Source organism: Arthrobacter sp. D1-29 (genome assembly GCF_054130585.1).
Window position 1 is genome coordinate 1,514,583 of the sequence record NZ_CP096383.1, and the last position, 15,362, is coordinate 1,529,944.

A 15,362-nucleotide genomic window follows, 5' to 3' on the forward strand; every position below is an offset into this window, starting at 1 on the left:
GAGGCCTACGCATGGTCACCGGCACTTTCAGGCGGCAGGAGCCGCCTGGAAGTGTTTTTCGATGATGCCCTTGATGTCCTCGTGACAGCCGCCGCAGCCTGTGCCGGCCCGCGTTGCCTTCGAGACCTCAGCCACCGTGGAACAGCCCTCTTCCACGGCATCCTGGATCTTGGCCCCGCTGACACCGGCGCAGCGGCACACCGTTCCCTGCGGGTCCGTAGGCCCGGAGGTGGCCAGCTGGTCCGGGCCATCGAGGCGGAGCAGCAGCGAACGGTCCGCGGGCAGCTCGGCACCACGCTCGAAGAGCCCCACCAGCTCGGCGGCTGTGCGTGGCATGCCCACCGCCACCAGGCCTTCCAGCACACCTCCGCGGGTGGTCATCTTGACGTAGCGGCCATGCTCGGGATCCGACCACTGGGCAACCTGCAGCCGCGGGCGTCCGTTGACGGCTCCTGACGTCAGGGCTTCCTCGTCCCATGGCTCGGCTGCGTTCTCACCGGCCACGGCCATGTTCATTCCCCGGGCCTTGAGGACAACAACGCCTGCCATCTCCTGCGGGAGCGCGGGCAGGGCGTCGGCGTCCTCCTGGGTTCCGGCGGCCAGCAGCGTCAGGTACTCGGCCAGCCATTCCGCTTGACGCCAGCCCGGTCCCACCAGGCCGGACGGGCCTTTGGCGCTGCGGCACTCGGCGCAGGCCGGATCAGGGCAGCGGACCTCGGCACAGTCGCCGATGGCGAAAATATGCGGTTCGTGGTGCGCGCGGAGCCGGTGGTCCACCAGGATGCCGGTTGCGGTGGACAGGCCACAGCCCTCAGCGAGTTCGATCCGGGGACGAACGCCGCACGAGATGACCAGCAGATCGCCGTCGATTGCCGAACCGTCACTGAGAAGCAGCGCCGAAAAACCGCCGTCGGGGGCGTTGTGTTCCACACCGGTGGACCGGGCGTTTCCCGCCATCCGCACGCCGCACTGCCGCAGGCTTGCCGCGAGGACGGCGCCGCCGCCCCGGTCGATGTTGCGTCCCAGCGGGTGCGGGCCGTTGTGGACCACCGTCACGGTGGCTCCCTCTTCCGAGGCTGCCAGCGCCGTTTCCAGGCCGAGTACGCCGCCGCCGAGCACCACGACGCGCTTGCCGCCGTCCACCGCGGCGCGGAGCACCCCTGCGTCCCGCAGGTCCCGGAGCGCGGTGACGCCGGCCGGGAGCACGGGGGAGGTGGGGTCGGGGTTGATGCCGGTGAGGTTGGGGATGACGGGGCGGGAACCCGTGGCGAAAACGAGGCGCTCGTAGTGCGCCGAGGATCCGTCGGTGAGGACCACCTGCTGCCGGGCGCGGTCCACCCGGCGCACCCGCACTCCGAGGCGGACGTCCACGCCGTCAGCCATGAGCGCAGCAGCATCTGACAACGCCAGGTCCTCAGCCGTGGTGCGGCCGACGCCCAGATCGGCCACCAGGACGCGGTTGTAGGCTGCCTCCGGCTCCTCGCCAACCACAGTCAGCTGGATGTGGCCGGTGCGCACTGCCGGCAGCAGCTCATCGATCAGCCGGGCCGCTACCGGGCCGAATCCGACAATGACAATCTGCTCGCTCATGAGGCCTCCGTCGTCTGAAGAACACTGGGGTTGGACTGGTGCTGCGGCTGCTGTGCGGCGAGCCGGACCCAGACCTTGTTGAACTTGAATTCCGGCATCCCGGAGATGGGATCGGTGGCGGCTTCCGTGAGGCGGTTGGCGCTTTCGAGTTCGGGGAAGTGGAAGGGCAGGAACACTGTTTCAGGGCGGATCGCCGTGCTGAGCTCCGCCCTGCAGACGACGTCGCCGCGCTCGTTGCTGACAGAGACAAAGGAGCCGTCGGTGATGCCCATCGAAGCCGCGGCCGCCGGGTGGATCTGCACTTTCGCCTCAGGCTGGCTGGCCAGCAGCTCAGACACCCGCCGGGTCTGTGCCCCGGACTGGTAGTGCTCCAGCAGCCGGCCGGTGATGAGGGTCATGGTTTTGGCTGCGCCTGTTCCGTCCCCAACGGGATTGGCGGCTGGAGTGCGACGACGGCGGGGCGTCACCGCGGTCATCACCGCCTTGCCGTCGGCGTGGGCAAAGGCATCAAGGAAGAGCCGCGGCGTTCCGCCGCTGCCCGCGGGGTACGGCCAGTAGGCGGCTTCGCCGCGGTCCAGCATGGCGTAATCGATCCCGGAGTAGTCGGCCAGCCCGCCGGCGGAGGCGAGGCGCAATTCCTCAAAGACCGTTTCAGGATCCTCGCTGTAGGTGGACGGGGCACCGAGGGCTTCCGCGAGCCGTGCCATGATCCACAGCTCGCTGCGGGCGCCGGCCGGCGGCTGAAGCGCCCGGCGGCGGCGCAGGACGCGCCCCTCAAGGTTGGTCAGCGTGCCTTCCTCTTCCGCCCACTGCAGCACAGGCAGGATCAGGTCCGCCTCGGCTGCGGTTTCGGACATAAAGAAGTCGCAGACCATCAGGAAGTCCAGGCTGCGCAGGCCCTTGATGACGGCGTTGGCGTCGGGGGAGGCCACGACGATATTGGACGCGTGCACCAAAAGGCAACGGACGCCGTCGGGCTGCCCAAGGGACTTCAGGAGCTGAACGGCGGGAAGGCCCGGCCCGGGGATCAGTTCCTCGGGAACGCCCCACACGCCTGCCACATGGGCGCGGGCAGCGGGGTCGGTGATTTTGCGGTACCCGGGAAGCTGGTCCGCCTTCTGGCCGTGTTCACGCCCGCCCTGGCCGTTGCCCTGGCCGGTGAGGGTGCCATAGCCGCTGCGCCGGGAGCCCGGAAGGCCCAGCAGGAGGCTGAGGTTGATGGCCGCGGTGGCGGTGTCGGTGCCGTCCACGTGCTGCTCCACCCCGCGGCCGGTGAGGATGTAGCTTCCGCCCTTGGCGGCGCCGTCGGCGAGCCTCCTGGCCGCTTCCCGGATGAGATCCGCGGGAACGCCGGTGAGCGACTGGACGCGTTCGGGCCAGAAGGAGTTCACGCTGCGGAGCACAGCCTGGTACCCGGAGGTGCGGTCTTCGATGAAGCTGTGGTCCGCCAGGCCTTCATGGATCACCACGTGGGACAGGCCCAGGAGGAGGGTGAGGTCCGTGCCCGGCAGGGGCTGCAGGTGCAGGCCACCGCCGTCGGAGGTGAAAGCGGCCGTGGCAGAGCGGCGCGGATCGACGATGATCAGTCCGCCGGCGTCACGGGCGCCTTTGAGGTGCTGCACAAACGGGGGCATGGTTTCGGCCACGTTGGAGCCCAGCATCATGATGGTGCTGGCACTGTCCAGGTCCTCAAGCGGGAAAGGGAGCCCCCGGTCCACGCCGAAGGCGCGCATCCCGGCGGCCGCGGCGGAGGACATGCAGAAGCGGCCGTTGTAGTCGATGCGGGAAGTGCCAAGGGCAAGCCGGGCGAACTTGCCCAGCATGTACGCCTTTTCGTTGGTCAGGCCGCCGCCGCCGAGGACTCCGACGGCGTCTGCGCCGTAGCGCTCGCGGGTTTCCTGGACGGCCGTGGTGACCAGGGAAAGGGCCTGGTCCCAGCCGATGGGACGGTGGATACCGTCAGCGCCCTTCAGCAGGGGTTCAGTGATGCGGCCGGCATGGTTCAGGAGGTTGGCCGAGGTCCAGCCCTTCCGGCAGAGGCCACCGCGGTTGGTGGGAAATTCGCGCCCGGTCACTGTGAGAGGCGCCGCCAGGAGAGGCACATCCACAGCAGATTTCGCAGTTTTCGCGGGCACGGGGACTGACCCCGGCTCGGAAGCCGGGGTCAGTTCCGCTGGAGACTTCAGCGTCATGGCGCACTGCAGGGCGCAGTAAGGGCAGTGCGTGTCGGCGCTTGTGGTCATGTTAGACGTGTCCCATCGCATTTCGGTTGGCGTTGCGGATGTAGAAGGCCCAGCAGACAACCAGCATCACGGCGTAGGCGGCTACGAAGCCGTAGAAGGCCGGTGTGTAGGAACCGCTGGCGGTGTTGGAGGCGTTCAGTACCTGCGGGATAACAAACCCGCCGTAGGCGCCGATGGCCGAGATCAGGCCGAGGGCCGAGGATGCCAGGCGCTGCGTCTCCACCGTGCTGGCGCCTGCCTTTGCGGCCCGGCTGGAGGTGGCGAAGATGATGGGGATCATCCGGTAGGTTGCACCGTTTCCGAATCCGCTGGCCGTGAAGAGCATCAGGAACAGGACCAGGAAGAGCCAGAAGTTCTTCAGCGGAAGCGTCCAGATCATGGTGAGGGTGATCAGTGCCATGGATGCGAAGGCTGCAACCGTCATCCGGGCGCCGCCCATGCGGTCAGCCATGCGTCCGCCGTAGGGGCGGGCGAGTGAGCCCACCAGCGGGCCGAGGAAGGCGAGCGAGAGGGCAACCGTTCCGACTCCGATGGAGGAGAACGCGGGGAAGTAGTCCTTGATGAGCTTGGGGAACACACCGGCGAAGCCGATGAAGGAGCCGAAGGTGCCGATGTAGAGCAGCGCCATGATCCACAGATGCGGTTCCTTCAGGGCGGCCACCGAGCCGGCCACGTCCCCCTTGGCGCTGGTCAGGTTGTCCATGTACTTGTAGGCGCCGAAGGCTGCGATCAGGATAAAGGGAACCCACATCCAGCCGGCCATCGGCAGGTTGACGCTGCCCATCGCCAGCAGGGTGATCGCGATCGGGACGGCGAGCTGCGCAACGGCCGCACCCATGTTGCCGCCGGCGGCGTTCAGGCCCAGTGCCCAGCCCTTTTCACGGGCAGGGTAGAAGAAGGTGATGTTGGCCATGGAGCTGGCGAAGTTTCCGCCACCGAAACCGGCCAGTGCTGCCACGAACAGCATGACGCCGAACGGGGTTTCGGGGTTGGCGACGCACAGTCCCAGTCCGATGGAAGGAATCAGGAGCAGGAGTGCGGACACGATGGTCCAGTTCCGCCCGCCGAAGCGGGGAACCATAAAGGTGTAAGGGATGCGGAGCGTGGCACCTACCAGGCTGGGCATCGAGATCAACCAGAAGATTTCCGACGTCGTGAACGTGAAGCCGGCGGCGGGAAGCTGGACCACCACGATGGACCAAAGCTGCCAGACGACAAAACCGAGGAATTCGGCGAAGATGGACCAGTTCAGGTTGCGGCGGGCGATGGTCCGCCCTGCGGTTTCCCACTGCTCCTTGTTCTCGGCATTCCAGTTCGCGATCCAGCGGCCCGGACGGTATTCAAGGGCGGGGGCGCTGGTTGTAGTGGTGGAGCCGGGCTGCGTGCCGGCGGATGCAGGCACGCTTCCGTGCGGGGGTTCGGCCTCAAGATCTACGGAATTGCCGGTGCCGGCGTCTGCGGTGCGGTCAACAGTCACGGTGTACCTCCTCTGGGGGGATGTTGTAGTTCCACGGTAGAGAAGGCGCGTTTCACGGACGGACGCCGTTTGTTAACGCGCTGTGACATTTGCCTATCGGGCCCTTCGGATGGGCGTGAGGCGCCTGAAAATGAGACAAATCCGACTGGTCCGGATAGTGGACCTTTTGTCCATTGACTGGACAAGGGGAACTAATATTGGACTCTAACTACTGCATGCCGGGCTTTTATACGTCCGGCCGGTTCTCACGAAAGTGCTAATTTATGTCATCTCTTGAAACCACCACGGAACCAGGGTCCGCGAAGCCGGTGAACTCCAAGGGCAAAGTCATCTTTGCCAGCCTCATCGGCACCACCATTGAGTTCTATGACTTCTACATCTACGCCACGGCGTCTGTCCTGGTCTTCCCCAAGCTCTTTTTCCCGCAGGCAACAGACATCAACGCACTGCTCAGCTCGTTTGCCATCTTCGGCGTCGCTTTCATCGCCCGCCCGGTAGGTTCGGTCCTGTTCGGCCACTTCGGCGACAAGTTCGGCCGCAAGGGCACACTGGTTGCCTCGTTGCTGACCATGGGCATCGCGACCTTCCTGATCGGCGTGCTCCCCACCGCCTCACTTCCCGGCTGGGCCATCCTGGCGCCCCTGATGCTTGTGGTCCTGCGCTTTGCCCAGGGACTGGCCCTCGGCGGCGAATGGTCAGGTGCCGCCCTGCTGGCAACTGAGAACGCCCCGCAAGGCAAGAGGGCGGTCTACGGAACGTTCCCGCAACTTGGTGCTCCGATCGGTTTCATCCTCGCCAACCTGCTGTTCATCTGGCTCAACGCTGCCCTGTCCGCGGAAGAGTTCCTCGCCTGGGGCTGGCGCGTCCCCTTCCTCCTGAGTGCCCTGTTGGTGATTGTTGGCCTGTACGTCCGGCTGAAGCTTGTTGAAAGCCTCTCCTTCCAGAAGGTCCTGACCGAAGAAAAGGTGGCCAAAGTTCCTTTTGCTGCCACCTTCAAGAACCACTGGCGCCCGGTGGTGGCCGGAACGTTCATCATGCTTGCCACCTACGTCCTGTTCTACGTGATGACCTCCTTCACCCTGACTTATGGCACCAAACCCGCCTCTGTGGAGGCAGCGCAGGCAGCAGCAGAAAAGGCCGGCAAACCGATGTCCGCGGTGGAGATCGCAAACTTCGTCCCGGGGCTCGGCATTTCCCGCGGCGACTTCCTCTGGATGCTGATCCTCGGCGTTGTCTTCTTTGGCATCTTCACCCTGGTCTCCGGCCCGCTGGCCGAAAAATGGGGCCGCCGCAAGTTCCTGCTCTCCGTCACGGCGGGCATCTTCGTCTTCGGGATCCTCTGGTTCACCATGTTCGGCCCTGGCCCGGTTGCCGCTGTCATCGGACTCATCGTGGGCTTCACGCTGATGGGACTGACCTTCGGACCGATGGCCGCCATCCTTCCCGAGCTGTTCCCCGCCAACGTGCGGTACACCGGCTCCGCTGTGGCCTACAACCTGTCCAGCGTCATCGGTGCCGCCCCGGCGTCGTTCATTGCCATTGCCCTGTGGCAGGCTGCCGGCGGCAGCACCTGGCTGGTGGGCGTCTACATGGCAGCCGCGGCCGTGCTGACCTTCATCGCCCTGTGGATCACCCGTGAAACCAAGGACACAGACTACGAGAACAACGTGGCCTGACGCTGCCGCGTTGGTTCAGCCCGGTTTGTAGTTGAGGTGCCCGGCGTGTTCCCCGTCCTCAGGGAAGGCGCCGGGCATTGTTGTGTCCGCAAGTGGAGCAACCGGGCACGAGCACACTGGCTCCAGCCGGCGGCCGTCAGGCGCCGTACCGGGCCACAAAGTTCTTGAGGATATTGGTGGGTTCGGTGACAGTGAACTGACGGGCGCTCTCCATGAGTTCCTCCGCGGATTCCGGCGGAAAGTAGCCGGCATGGCGGTAGATGTCGATCCTGGTGACCAGCCCGTCCACGTCAAGTTCCGGATGGAACTGGGTGGCGTACAGGTTCTGCCTGATCCGGAACATCTGCACCGGGCATGCGGCGGAGGTGGCCAGCAGCACGGCATGGGCCGGCAGCAACGTGCAGGCTTCCTTGTGGCCGGTAAAGGCGGTGAAGCGCCGGGGCATGCCCTGCAGCACAGGATCGGCCAGCCCGGCCTCCGTCAGCTCAATCTCCGCGGCGCCCAGCGGCTCGCCGAAGGTCCTGTCGATCAGCGCGCCCTGGTGCATTCCCAGCGTGCCCACCCCGTAGCATGCGCCCAGAAAAGGAAAATCTGCGGGCACGATCCGGTCCAGCAGTCCGGCCAGCTCCCGCTCGACGCGGTGCTGGGTGGGGCTCTTGCCGTCGTCCGGATCACTGGACGTGAACGGACTGCCGCCCACAATCACGCCCGAATAGTCCGCCAGGTCCAGATCCGGAAGCGGGCCCGCCTCCAGCCTGATGCGCCGCAGCTGTTCCGGTTCCAGTCCGCCATACCGCAGATAGGCGGCATACTCGTCCTCGGCAGCGGCGTCTTCAGCCCGGGAGGCCAGCAGCAGGAAAGGCTTCACATGCTAAGTGTGCCTGTGGCGGGCCCTTGATGCCACCAGTCGGATGCCCCCGGGCCGTAGGCCAGACCTCACGCCAGTCAGGAGGCCAGCCCTGACTCCAGGCGCGTCAGGCCTGCCCGGAGTCAGGAGACGGAACCCTCCGCCAATGACGGCTGGGCCAGGGACCGGCGCGATTGCGGCTGGGCAGCCGGGTCCGCGTGCCGGTGGACGAGCTTCCAGTAGCCCTCCTCGCGGCGGAAGATGCTGGTCACGCGGAGCGCGAATTCCTCCACCATGGCAGCACCGGCCATGCGTGCGCGGAAGTGCTCAGTCTCCACGAGGTAGGCGGTGTCCCTGGCCGTGTACGACGTGATGGTGTCAAAACCGAGCATCTCGCCCTCGTGGTAGTTGCGGGACGCCTGGTCAAGGCGGGCCTCCACCTGCGCCCATCCCCGGGCGATCCCGCCAAAGGGGTTGGCCAGGGTGACATCGTCAAGCCGGGAATAGAGCTCCTTGACGGGTCCGGGATTGCCCCGGGTGATCTCCGGAACAGCGAGGTGGTATCGGTCTACTTCTTCTTCAAAACTGGGTGCGAGCATGGGATTCCTCCGGCAGTACTAGTCTTCGATCGTGGCGATGACGGCGCCGGCCGACACCGTCTCGCCGGCCTTGGCGCTGAGCCCTGTGATGGTGCCGGCGCGGTGGGCGGTCAGGGGCTGCTCCATTTTCATGGCCTCGAGCACCACAATCAGGTCACCTTCAGCCACAACGTCGCCGTCGGAAATTGCCACCTTGACGATGGTGCCCTGCATCGGCGAGGTGAGGGCGTTCCCGGTGGCGGCAGCTGCCGAGCCGCCCGAGCGGGCGCGCTTCTTCGACTTGGCCGTCTTGGTTCCGGACGCGGCTGAACCGGCCCCAAAGGAGCCGAGGGAGGCGGGCATGACCACTTCCAGGCGCTTGCCGCCAACTTCAACCACCACGCGCTGCCGGGCGCCGGCGTCGTCGTCTGTATCGGCTGCCCCGTCCGGAATCCAGGCGGGAAGGTTGTTGGTGAATTCTGTTTCGATCCAGCGGGTGTGGACGCTGAATGGACCCTCTTCGGGCGCGAATGCCGGATCTGAAACGACTGCCAGGTCGAAGGGGATGACGGTGGGGATGCCTTCCACCACCATCTCCGACAGTGCCCGGCGGGCCCGCTGCAGGGCCTGCGGGCGGCTGGCGCCCGTGACAATCAGCTTGGAGAGCATGGAGTCGAAGTTGCCGCTGATGACGTCGCCCTGCTCGATCCCCGAATCAATCCTGATTCCGGGGCCGGTGGGGTTCTTCAGGACGCGAACGGTGCCCGGCGCGGGCATGAAGTTGCGGCCCGGGTCTTCACCGGTGATGCGGAATTCGAAGGAGTGGCCGCGGACCTCAGGATCTCCGTAGCCCAGCTTTTCGCCGCGGGCCAGCCGGAACTGTTCACGGACCAGGTCGATTCCCGTGACTTCCTCGGAGACGCAGTGCTCCACCTGGAGCCGGGTGTTGACCTCCAGGAAGGAGATGGTGCCATCCTGGCCCACAAGGAACTCGCAGGTGCCTGCGCCGAGGTAGCCGGCTTCCTTCAGGATTGCTTTGGAGGATTCGTACAGGCGCCGGTTCTGGTCTTCGGTGAGGAAAGGAGCGGGGGCTTCTTCGACAAGTTTCTGGTTGCGGCGCTGCAGCGAGCAGTCGCGGGTGGAGACCACAACGACATTTCCGTAAGCGTCCGCGAGGCACTGGGTTTCCACATGCCGGGGGGCGTCCAGGAAGCGTTCGATAAAGCACTCGCCACGGCCGAAGGCAGCGGTGGCTTCACGCACGGCGGATTCGAACAGTTCAGGAATCTCGTCCCTGGTGCGGGCTACCTTGATGCCCCGGCCGCCACCGCCGAAGGCCGCCTTGATAGCCACCGGCAGGCCGAACTTGTCCACGAAGTCGAGGATTTCTTCTGCCGATTCGACGGGGTCGGCGGTTCCGGGCACCAGTGGTGCCCCCACCTTCTCGGCGATGTGCCTGGCCTGGACTTTGTCGCCCAGGGCAGAGATTGCTTCGGGGGAGGGGCCAATCCAGGTGATGCCCGCTTCGATGACCCTGGCGGCGAACTGGGCGTTCTCGGCCAGGAAGCCGTAACCGGGGTGGATGGCGTTCGCGCCGGACTGGCGGGCGGCGTCGATGATCTTATCCATCACCAGGTAGGACTCCGCAGCGGTGTTACCGCCCAGCGAGTAAGCCTCGTCGGCCAGGCGCACGTGGAGTGCGTCGCGGTCAGGATCGGCGTAGACAGCCACGGAGGCAATGCCTTCATCACGTGCCGCGCGGATGATCCGCACTGCGATTTCGCCTCGGTTGGCGATCAGCACCTTTGTGAGGTTCGACTGCACGGGACTTGCGGACTGCTCCAAATTTGCTGACAAGGCGTCTCCTTCTTTCCTTCAGGGAGCCTAGCGCGACTTTGAGGGTTCAACCGATATTACTTGCGGATTCCGCGTGTAAACGGGCAATGCTTTGTAGGGAAGCTACAAGTTCGGCGGATTTCGGGTCTGTTTACTACGCCGGTTACGACGCAGGTCCTTGTGCCGGCCAGAGCTCGTTGATGCGCACATTGGCCTGCGCCAGGAGCGTGCGGAGCGTGGAAATGGAGAGTCCGACGACGGCGTGCGGGTCCCCGTTGACTTTCCGGATGAATGCCCCGCCCAGTCCGTCGATGGTGAAGGATCCCGCGCAGTGCAGCGGCTCGCCGGTGGCAATGTAGGCGTCGATTTCCTCTGGTTCCATTTCCATGAAGTGGACTTCGGCGGAGGCGACGGTGCCCAGCGTGGCGCCGGATCCCGGCGGGGTTGTGCCGTCGTCGGACGTTGTGTCCCGGCAGTCCACCAGCCAGTGGCCCGTATGCAGCACTCCGGTGTTTCCGCTCATCCGGAGCATCCGCTCGCGGGCGACGGCGGCCGTGTACGGCTTTCCGTGCGCCTCGCCGTCGAACTCAAAGACGGAGTCGCAGCCCAGCACCAGCGCGCCCTCCGCGTCGGGAAGCGCGGCAACTGCCTCGGCTTTCGCCCGGGCCAGCAGGAGCGCGGTGTCGTGGGGATCGGTGATGCCGTAGCGGGCCTGGACGGCGTCCTCATCCACGTCCGACACCAGCACGGAGTGGCGGATGCCGGCGTCGGCCAGGAGCTTGGTGCGGGCAGGGGATTGGGAGGCAAGGATCAGGCGGGTCACAGCTCCAGCCTAATCGCTTGACTGGCACAGGGATTCCGGGTCAAAAACTCTGGCGGTTCTGCATTCACAGGAAGATGAAAGGTTCCGAACAGCTGATCCAGAACCTGCCGCCGGATGCTGGGTTATGCCTCGAAAGGGGCGAAACACCATGAGCAGCCGTCACCGTACGGCAGATCCAGGAGACGAAGAAGATGTCACGCACAAAGAGAATCACCCTTGGCCTGACCGCCACGGCACTGGCCCTTAGTGCCGGAATCGGAGTCGCCGGCATGGCCTCCGCCACCACCCCGGCTCCCACCCCCAGCGCCAGCTCCAGCGCCTCGGCTGACGGCAGCGCCAGCACCCCGGCTGACGGCAAGGGCCGGCACGGCGGCCGGGGCGGTGAGCGTGGAATGGCGCAGGCGTCAGCGCTGGCCGCGAAGCTCGGCGTCGAGGAGAGCAAGGTCACGGAGGCGCTGCAGGCTTTCAGGGAGGCGAACAGGCCCACCACCCCGCCGGCTGAGGGCACCAAGCCGGATGCCGCGGCCAGGGACGCTGCCCTGGCCAAGTCCCTGGCGGACACGCTGGGGATTGACGAGGCCAAGGTGGCTACGGCGCTGCAGGAACTCCGCAGCGAGGCCCAGGCCCAGAGGGCGGCTGCGCTCAAGACAAAGCTGGACCAGGCAGTTACCGACGGCAAACTGACGCAGGCTGAAGCGGACGCCGTCACCAAGGCCGTCGAAAGCGGTGTGATCGGGGGCGGAGGCCGCTAACGGACCGCCGCATTACAAGGACGTCCCCGGGGAGTTCCCCGGGGACGTCCTTGCTGCTGCGAGCTTGTACTGCTGTGGTGAGCGGCGCGCTTAGACCTTTGCGTCCTCACGTATGCGGCTGCCCGCCGGATCCGTGGATGCCCCGGTGCTGGACGGGTCAGTGGTGGCGGAGTCGGCGTCGTCATCCACAAAGGGGGTGCCGTTCCGTGGCGCGTTGTACAGCGCCTCGTTCAGGATGCCCTGGCGCTTGGCCACGATGGTGGGGACCAGCGCCTGCCCGGCGACGTTGACTGCCGTACGTCCCATATCCAGGATCGGATCGATGGCCAGCAGCAGTCCGACGCCGGCCAGCGGGAGTCCCAGCGTGGAGAGCGTCAGGGTGAGCATCACCACGGCGCCGGTGGTTCCGGCTGTCGCTGCCGACCCGAGCACCGAGACCAGGGCGATCAGCAGGTACTGGGTGAAGTCCAGCTGGACGCCAAAGAACTGGGCCACGAAGATTGCCGAGATGGCCGGGTAGATTGCGGCGCAGCCATCCATCTTGGTGGTGGCGCCCAGGGGCACGGCGAAGGATGCGTACGCACGGGGTACGCCCAGGCTGCGTTCGGTGACCCGCTGCGTCAGGGGCAGCGTCCCCACTGAGGACCTGGAAACGAACGCCAGCTGGACGGCGGGCCACACACCGGAGAAGTACTGCTTCACGGAGAGGCCATGGGTGCGGACCAGCACCGGGTAAACGACGAACAGCACAAGGGCCAGGCCCACATAGATGGCAAGAGTGAACTTGCCCAGCGAGCCGATGGTGTCCCAGCCGTAGATGGCAACGGCGTTGCCGATCAGGCCAACAGTGCCCAGTGGGGCAATGCGGATGATCCACCAGAGGACCTTCTGGATGACGGCCAGGGCTGAGGCGTTGAGGTTCAGGAACGGCTCAGCGGCCTTGCCGACCTTCAGTGCCGCCACACCGACGGCGATGGCGATCACCAGGATCTGGAGCACGTTGAAGCTGACGGCGGTGGTGACCGCGCCCGATTCCGCCACGGTGGAGCTGGCGCCAAGACCCAGGAAGTTCTTGGGGAAGAGTCCGGTGAGGAAGGCCCACCAGCTGCCCACCTTGCCGGGGGCTTCACCTTCTCCGGTGATGCCGGTGTTGCTGCCCGGCTGCAGGAGGACGCCCAGGCCGATGCCGATCAGGACGGCGATCAGGGACGTGATGGCGAACCAGAGCAGGGTGTTCCAGGCCAGCTTGGCGGCGTTGGACACCTGCCGCAGGTTGGAGATGGAGCTGACCACTGCCGTGAAGATCAGCGGGACCACGGCGGTTTGCAGCAGCGACACGTAGCTGGAGCCAATGGTCTGCAGCGTGGCACCGAGGCCGTTGGGGCTGTCCTGGGTGCTGCCGGTGTACTTGGCCAGGAGGCCCAGGCCCAGGCCAACGATCAGGGCTGCGATGATTTGGAAGCCGAACGAGCCTGCCCACGTGGGCAGCTGGAAGCCGGTCTTTCCTGCGGATTCGGGGGTGCGGGTTTGAGTGCTCACCCGAACACGCTAGAGGCATCGCGTATACCACCGCGAACGAACGTTGAGAAATGTTACGCGGCATCCGGTGGGCTGATGCTTCAAAAAGCCCGGAATCTCGCCGCTATTCCAAGGAAGTGTGAAGTTATTCCCGGCCCGGGTGTGGCGATTGTCTCCCCTTCACCCTTTGAGTTTTTGTCCAGATCGGGCGACCAGAAGGCAGGCAAAGTCGCCCGATCTGGACAAAAACTCCTGGGGGCGGGGGTTACAGCAGCGCCCGGCGCAGCGTGTCCAGGCCTACTGAGCCGATGTTCAGCGCCTTGGTATGGAAGGCTTTGAGGTCAAAGCGGGGGCGGGATTCGAGTTCGGCGCGGATCTGCTCCCACAGGCGCTGGCCCACCTTGTAGGAGGGGGCCTGGCCCGGCCAGCCGAGGTAGCGGGTGAATTCGAAATTGAGCTGTCCTTCGCTGATGGGCAGGTTCTCCTTCAGGAATTCGTAGCCCTTGTCCGGCGTCCAGGTTCCGGACCCCCAGCGTTCGGGTACGTCGAGTTCCAGGTGCACACCGATGTCGAACACCACGCGGGCCGCACGCATGCGTTGCCCGTCCAGCATGCCCATGTAGTCGCCGGGATCCGACAGATACCCGAGTTCCTGCATGAGCTTCTCCGCATACAGGGCCCAGCCTTCGCCGTGGCCGGAGGTCCAGCAGACATTGCGCCGCCAGTTGTTGAGCAGTTCCCTGCGGTACGTTGCGGTGGCCACCTGGAGGTGGTGGCCGGGGACCCCTTCATGGAACACCGTGGTGGTTTCGGCCCAGGTGGTGAAGGTGTCCTCGCCCGCGGGGACGGACCACCACATGCGGCCGGGACGGCTGAAATCGTCGGACGGGCCGGTGTAGTAGATGCCGCCCTCGTCGGTGGGGGCGATCAGGCATTCCAGCCTTTTCATCACGTCCGGGATCTCGAAGTGCACGCCGGCAAGATCGCCTACGGCTTTGTCCGAGAGCTCCTGCATCCATGCTTTCAGGGCATCGGTGCCTTTCAGCTGGCGGGCAGGATCGCTGTTGAGGATTTCCTTGGCTTCGGCAACGGTGGCTCCGGCCTTGATGGTGGCCGCCACCTGTTCCTGCTCGGCAATCAGGCGGTCAAGCTCCTGGACGCCCCAGGCGTACGTTTCTTCGAGGTCGACGGCGGCACCCAGGAAGGAACGCGAGGCGAGGGCGTAGCGTTCCCTGCCGACGGCGTCCTTCTGCGGGGCAGCGGGCAGCAGTTCACGGCGGAGGAATTCCGCGAGTTCCGCGTACGCACTCCGGGCAGCCGTTGCGCCGGCGTCGAGCTTTTCCTGCACTGCGTGGTCCAGCGGGCCCTCGGGCGTCTTGGCCCCGGCGGCCAGCTTGGCAAAGAATCCGTCCTCGGCCGCGTACTTGCCGGCCTGCTCGATCACAGTGGTTACCTGCCGAGCTGCCGCTACCCGCCCGGCGTCCCGCGACTGCCGCAAGGAGCTGATGTAGCCGTGGATGGCGCCCGGTACATTGAGGGCGCGGCCCGCTATGTGTTCCCAGTGCTGTCCGGTCTCCGTGGGCATCAGGTCAAAGATGGCGCGGATGTCCTGAGCCGGTGATGCCAGGTTGTTCAGTTCCGCTTCGTCCCAGCCTGACGCATGGATTTCCAGCTGGAGGCCCAGCCGTTCCCGCATGGCGTCGAGGGTGACAGCGTCAATGTCATCCTGGGGCTCGAGTCCGTCAAGGGCGGTAAGGGCCTTGCGGGCTTCCGCGGCGAACTCCGCGATCCCCTGCGGCGAATAGTCCGGATATTCGGTCTCGTGTCCTGGCAGCCCAAGGGTAGTGGCGAACGACGGGTTAAGCCGGATGAGGGTGTCTGTGTAGTCATCGGCCACGGCATCGATGGAGGATTTCGGACGGACGGGCGGTGAGGTTTCAGTAGTCACTCCACGAGACTAACCGCGCTGCTCCGGTGAGGACAGGCTCCCATGGCATACGGCATGGCGCCGCGCCATATGCA

General features: G+C 65.7%; 11 protein-coding genes. 2 read left to right on the plus strand and 9 right to left on the minus strand.

Annotation, left to right across the window (positions count from 1 at the left end; all coding sequences use genetic code 11):
* Window positions 1-27: 27 nt before the first annotated feature.
* Genes M1E17_RS07080 through M1E17_RS07090 form a run of 3 tightly spaced genes read right to left on the minus strand, consistent with a single transcriptional unit; the run spans window position 28 to window position 5,310 of the window.
* Window positions 28-1,590 (minus strand): FAD-dependent oxidoreductase, encoded by a 1,563-nt coding sequence (locus M1E17_RS07080; RefSeq protein WP_457966410.1) that lies wholly within the window; start codon window positions 1,588-1,590, stop codon window positions 28-30.
* Entirely contained in the window at window positions 1,587-3,833 is a 2,247-nt protein-coding gene (locus M1E17_RS07085; protein WP_457966412.1) for a molybdopterin oxidoreductase family protein, read from the minus strand. The genes M1E17_RS07080 and M1E17_RS07085 overlap by 4 nt, the downstream gene beginning before the upstream one ends.
* A gap of 1 nt (window position 3,834) precedes the next feature.
* Entirely contained in the window at window positions 3,835-5,310 is a 1,476-nt protein-coding gene (locus M1E17_RS07090) for an MFS transporter (protein ID WP_457966413.1), read from the minus strand.
* Between the two features lie 263 nt (window positions 5,311-5,573).
* Here M1E17_RS07090 and M1E17_RS07095 point away from each other — a divergent pair, with 263 nt between their 5' ends.
* A complete protein-coding gene (locus M1E17_RS07095) occupies window positions 5,574-6,986 on the plus strand; it encodes an MFS transporter (RefSeq protein ID WP_267278312.1) in 1,413 nt (470 codons plus the stop codon).
* 136 nt (window positions 6,987-7,122) lie between these two features.
* On the opposite strand, the gene M1E17_RS07100 is transcribed toward M1E17_RS07095, so the two are convergent.
* The 4 genes from M1E17_RS07100 to M1E17_RS07115 form a co-directional block, all read right to left on the minus strand.
* A complete protein-coding gene (locus M1E17_RS07100) occupies window positions 7,123-7,854 on the minus strand; it encodes a glutamine amidotransferase (protein ID WP_457966414.1) in 732 nt (243 codons plus the stop codon).
* Between the two features lie 122 nt (window positions 7,855-7,976).
* Window positions 7,977-8,432 (minus strand): YybH family protein, encoded by a 456-nt coding sequence (locus M1E17_RS07105; RefSeq protein WP_457966415.1) that lies wholly within the window; start codon window positions 8,430-8,432, stop codon window positions 7,977-7,979.
* Window positions 8,433-8,450: 18 nt separating this feature from the next.
* The gene (locus tag M1E17_RS07110; RefSeq protein WP_457966416.1) at window positions 8,451-10,268 is read right to left on the minus strand and encodes an acetyl/propionyl/methylcrotonyl-CoA carboxylase subunit alpha; all 1,818 of its coding nucleotides are present in this window, start codon (window positions 10,266-10,268) and stop codon (window positions 8,451-8,453) included.
* Between the two features lie 142 nt (window positions 10,269-10,410).
* Window positions 10,411-11,070: a Maf family protein gene (locus M1E17_RS07115; protein ID WP_457966417.1), complete on the minus strand. Its 660-nt coding sequence runs from the start codon at window positions 11,068-11,070 to the stop codon at window positions 10,411-10,413.
* A 191-nt stretch (window positions 11,071-11,261) separates the two neighbouring features.
* Between M1E17_RS07115 and M1E17_RS07120 the strand changes: the two genes are divergently transcribed.
* The gene (locus tag M1E17_RS07120; protein ID WP_457966419.1) at window positions 11,262-11,822 is read left to right on the plus strand and encodes a hypothetical protein; all 561 of its coding nucleotides are present in this window, start codon (window positions 11,262-11,264) and stop codon (window positions 11,820-11,822) included.
* 90 nt (window positions 11,823-11,912) lie between these two features.
* On the opposite strand, the gene M1E17_RS07125 is transcribed toward M1E17_RS07120, so the two are convergent.
* Together M1E17_RS07125 and M1E17_RS07130 are read right to left on the minus strand one after the other, a co-directional pair.
* On the minus strand, window positions 11,913-13,361 hold the full coding sequence (locus M1E17_RS07125) for a dicarboxylate/amino acid:cation symporter (protein ID WP_457966421.1): 1,449 nt from the start codon (window positions 13,359-13,361) through the stop codon (window positions 11,913-11,915).
* 244 nt (window positions 13,362-13,605) lie between these two features.
* Entirely contained in the window at window positions 13,606-15,288 is a 1,683-nt protein-coding gene (locus tag M1E17_RS07130) for a DUF885 domain-containing protein (RefSeq protein WP_457966422.1), read from the minus strand.
* Window positions 15,289-15,362: the final 74 nt, after the last annotated feature.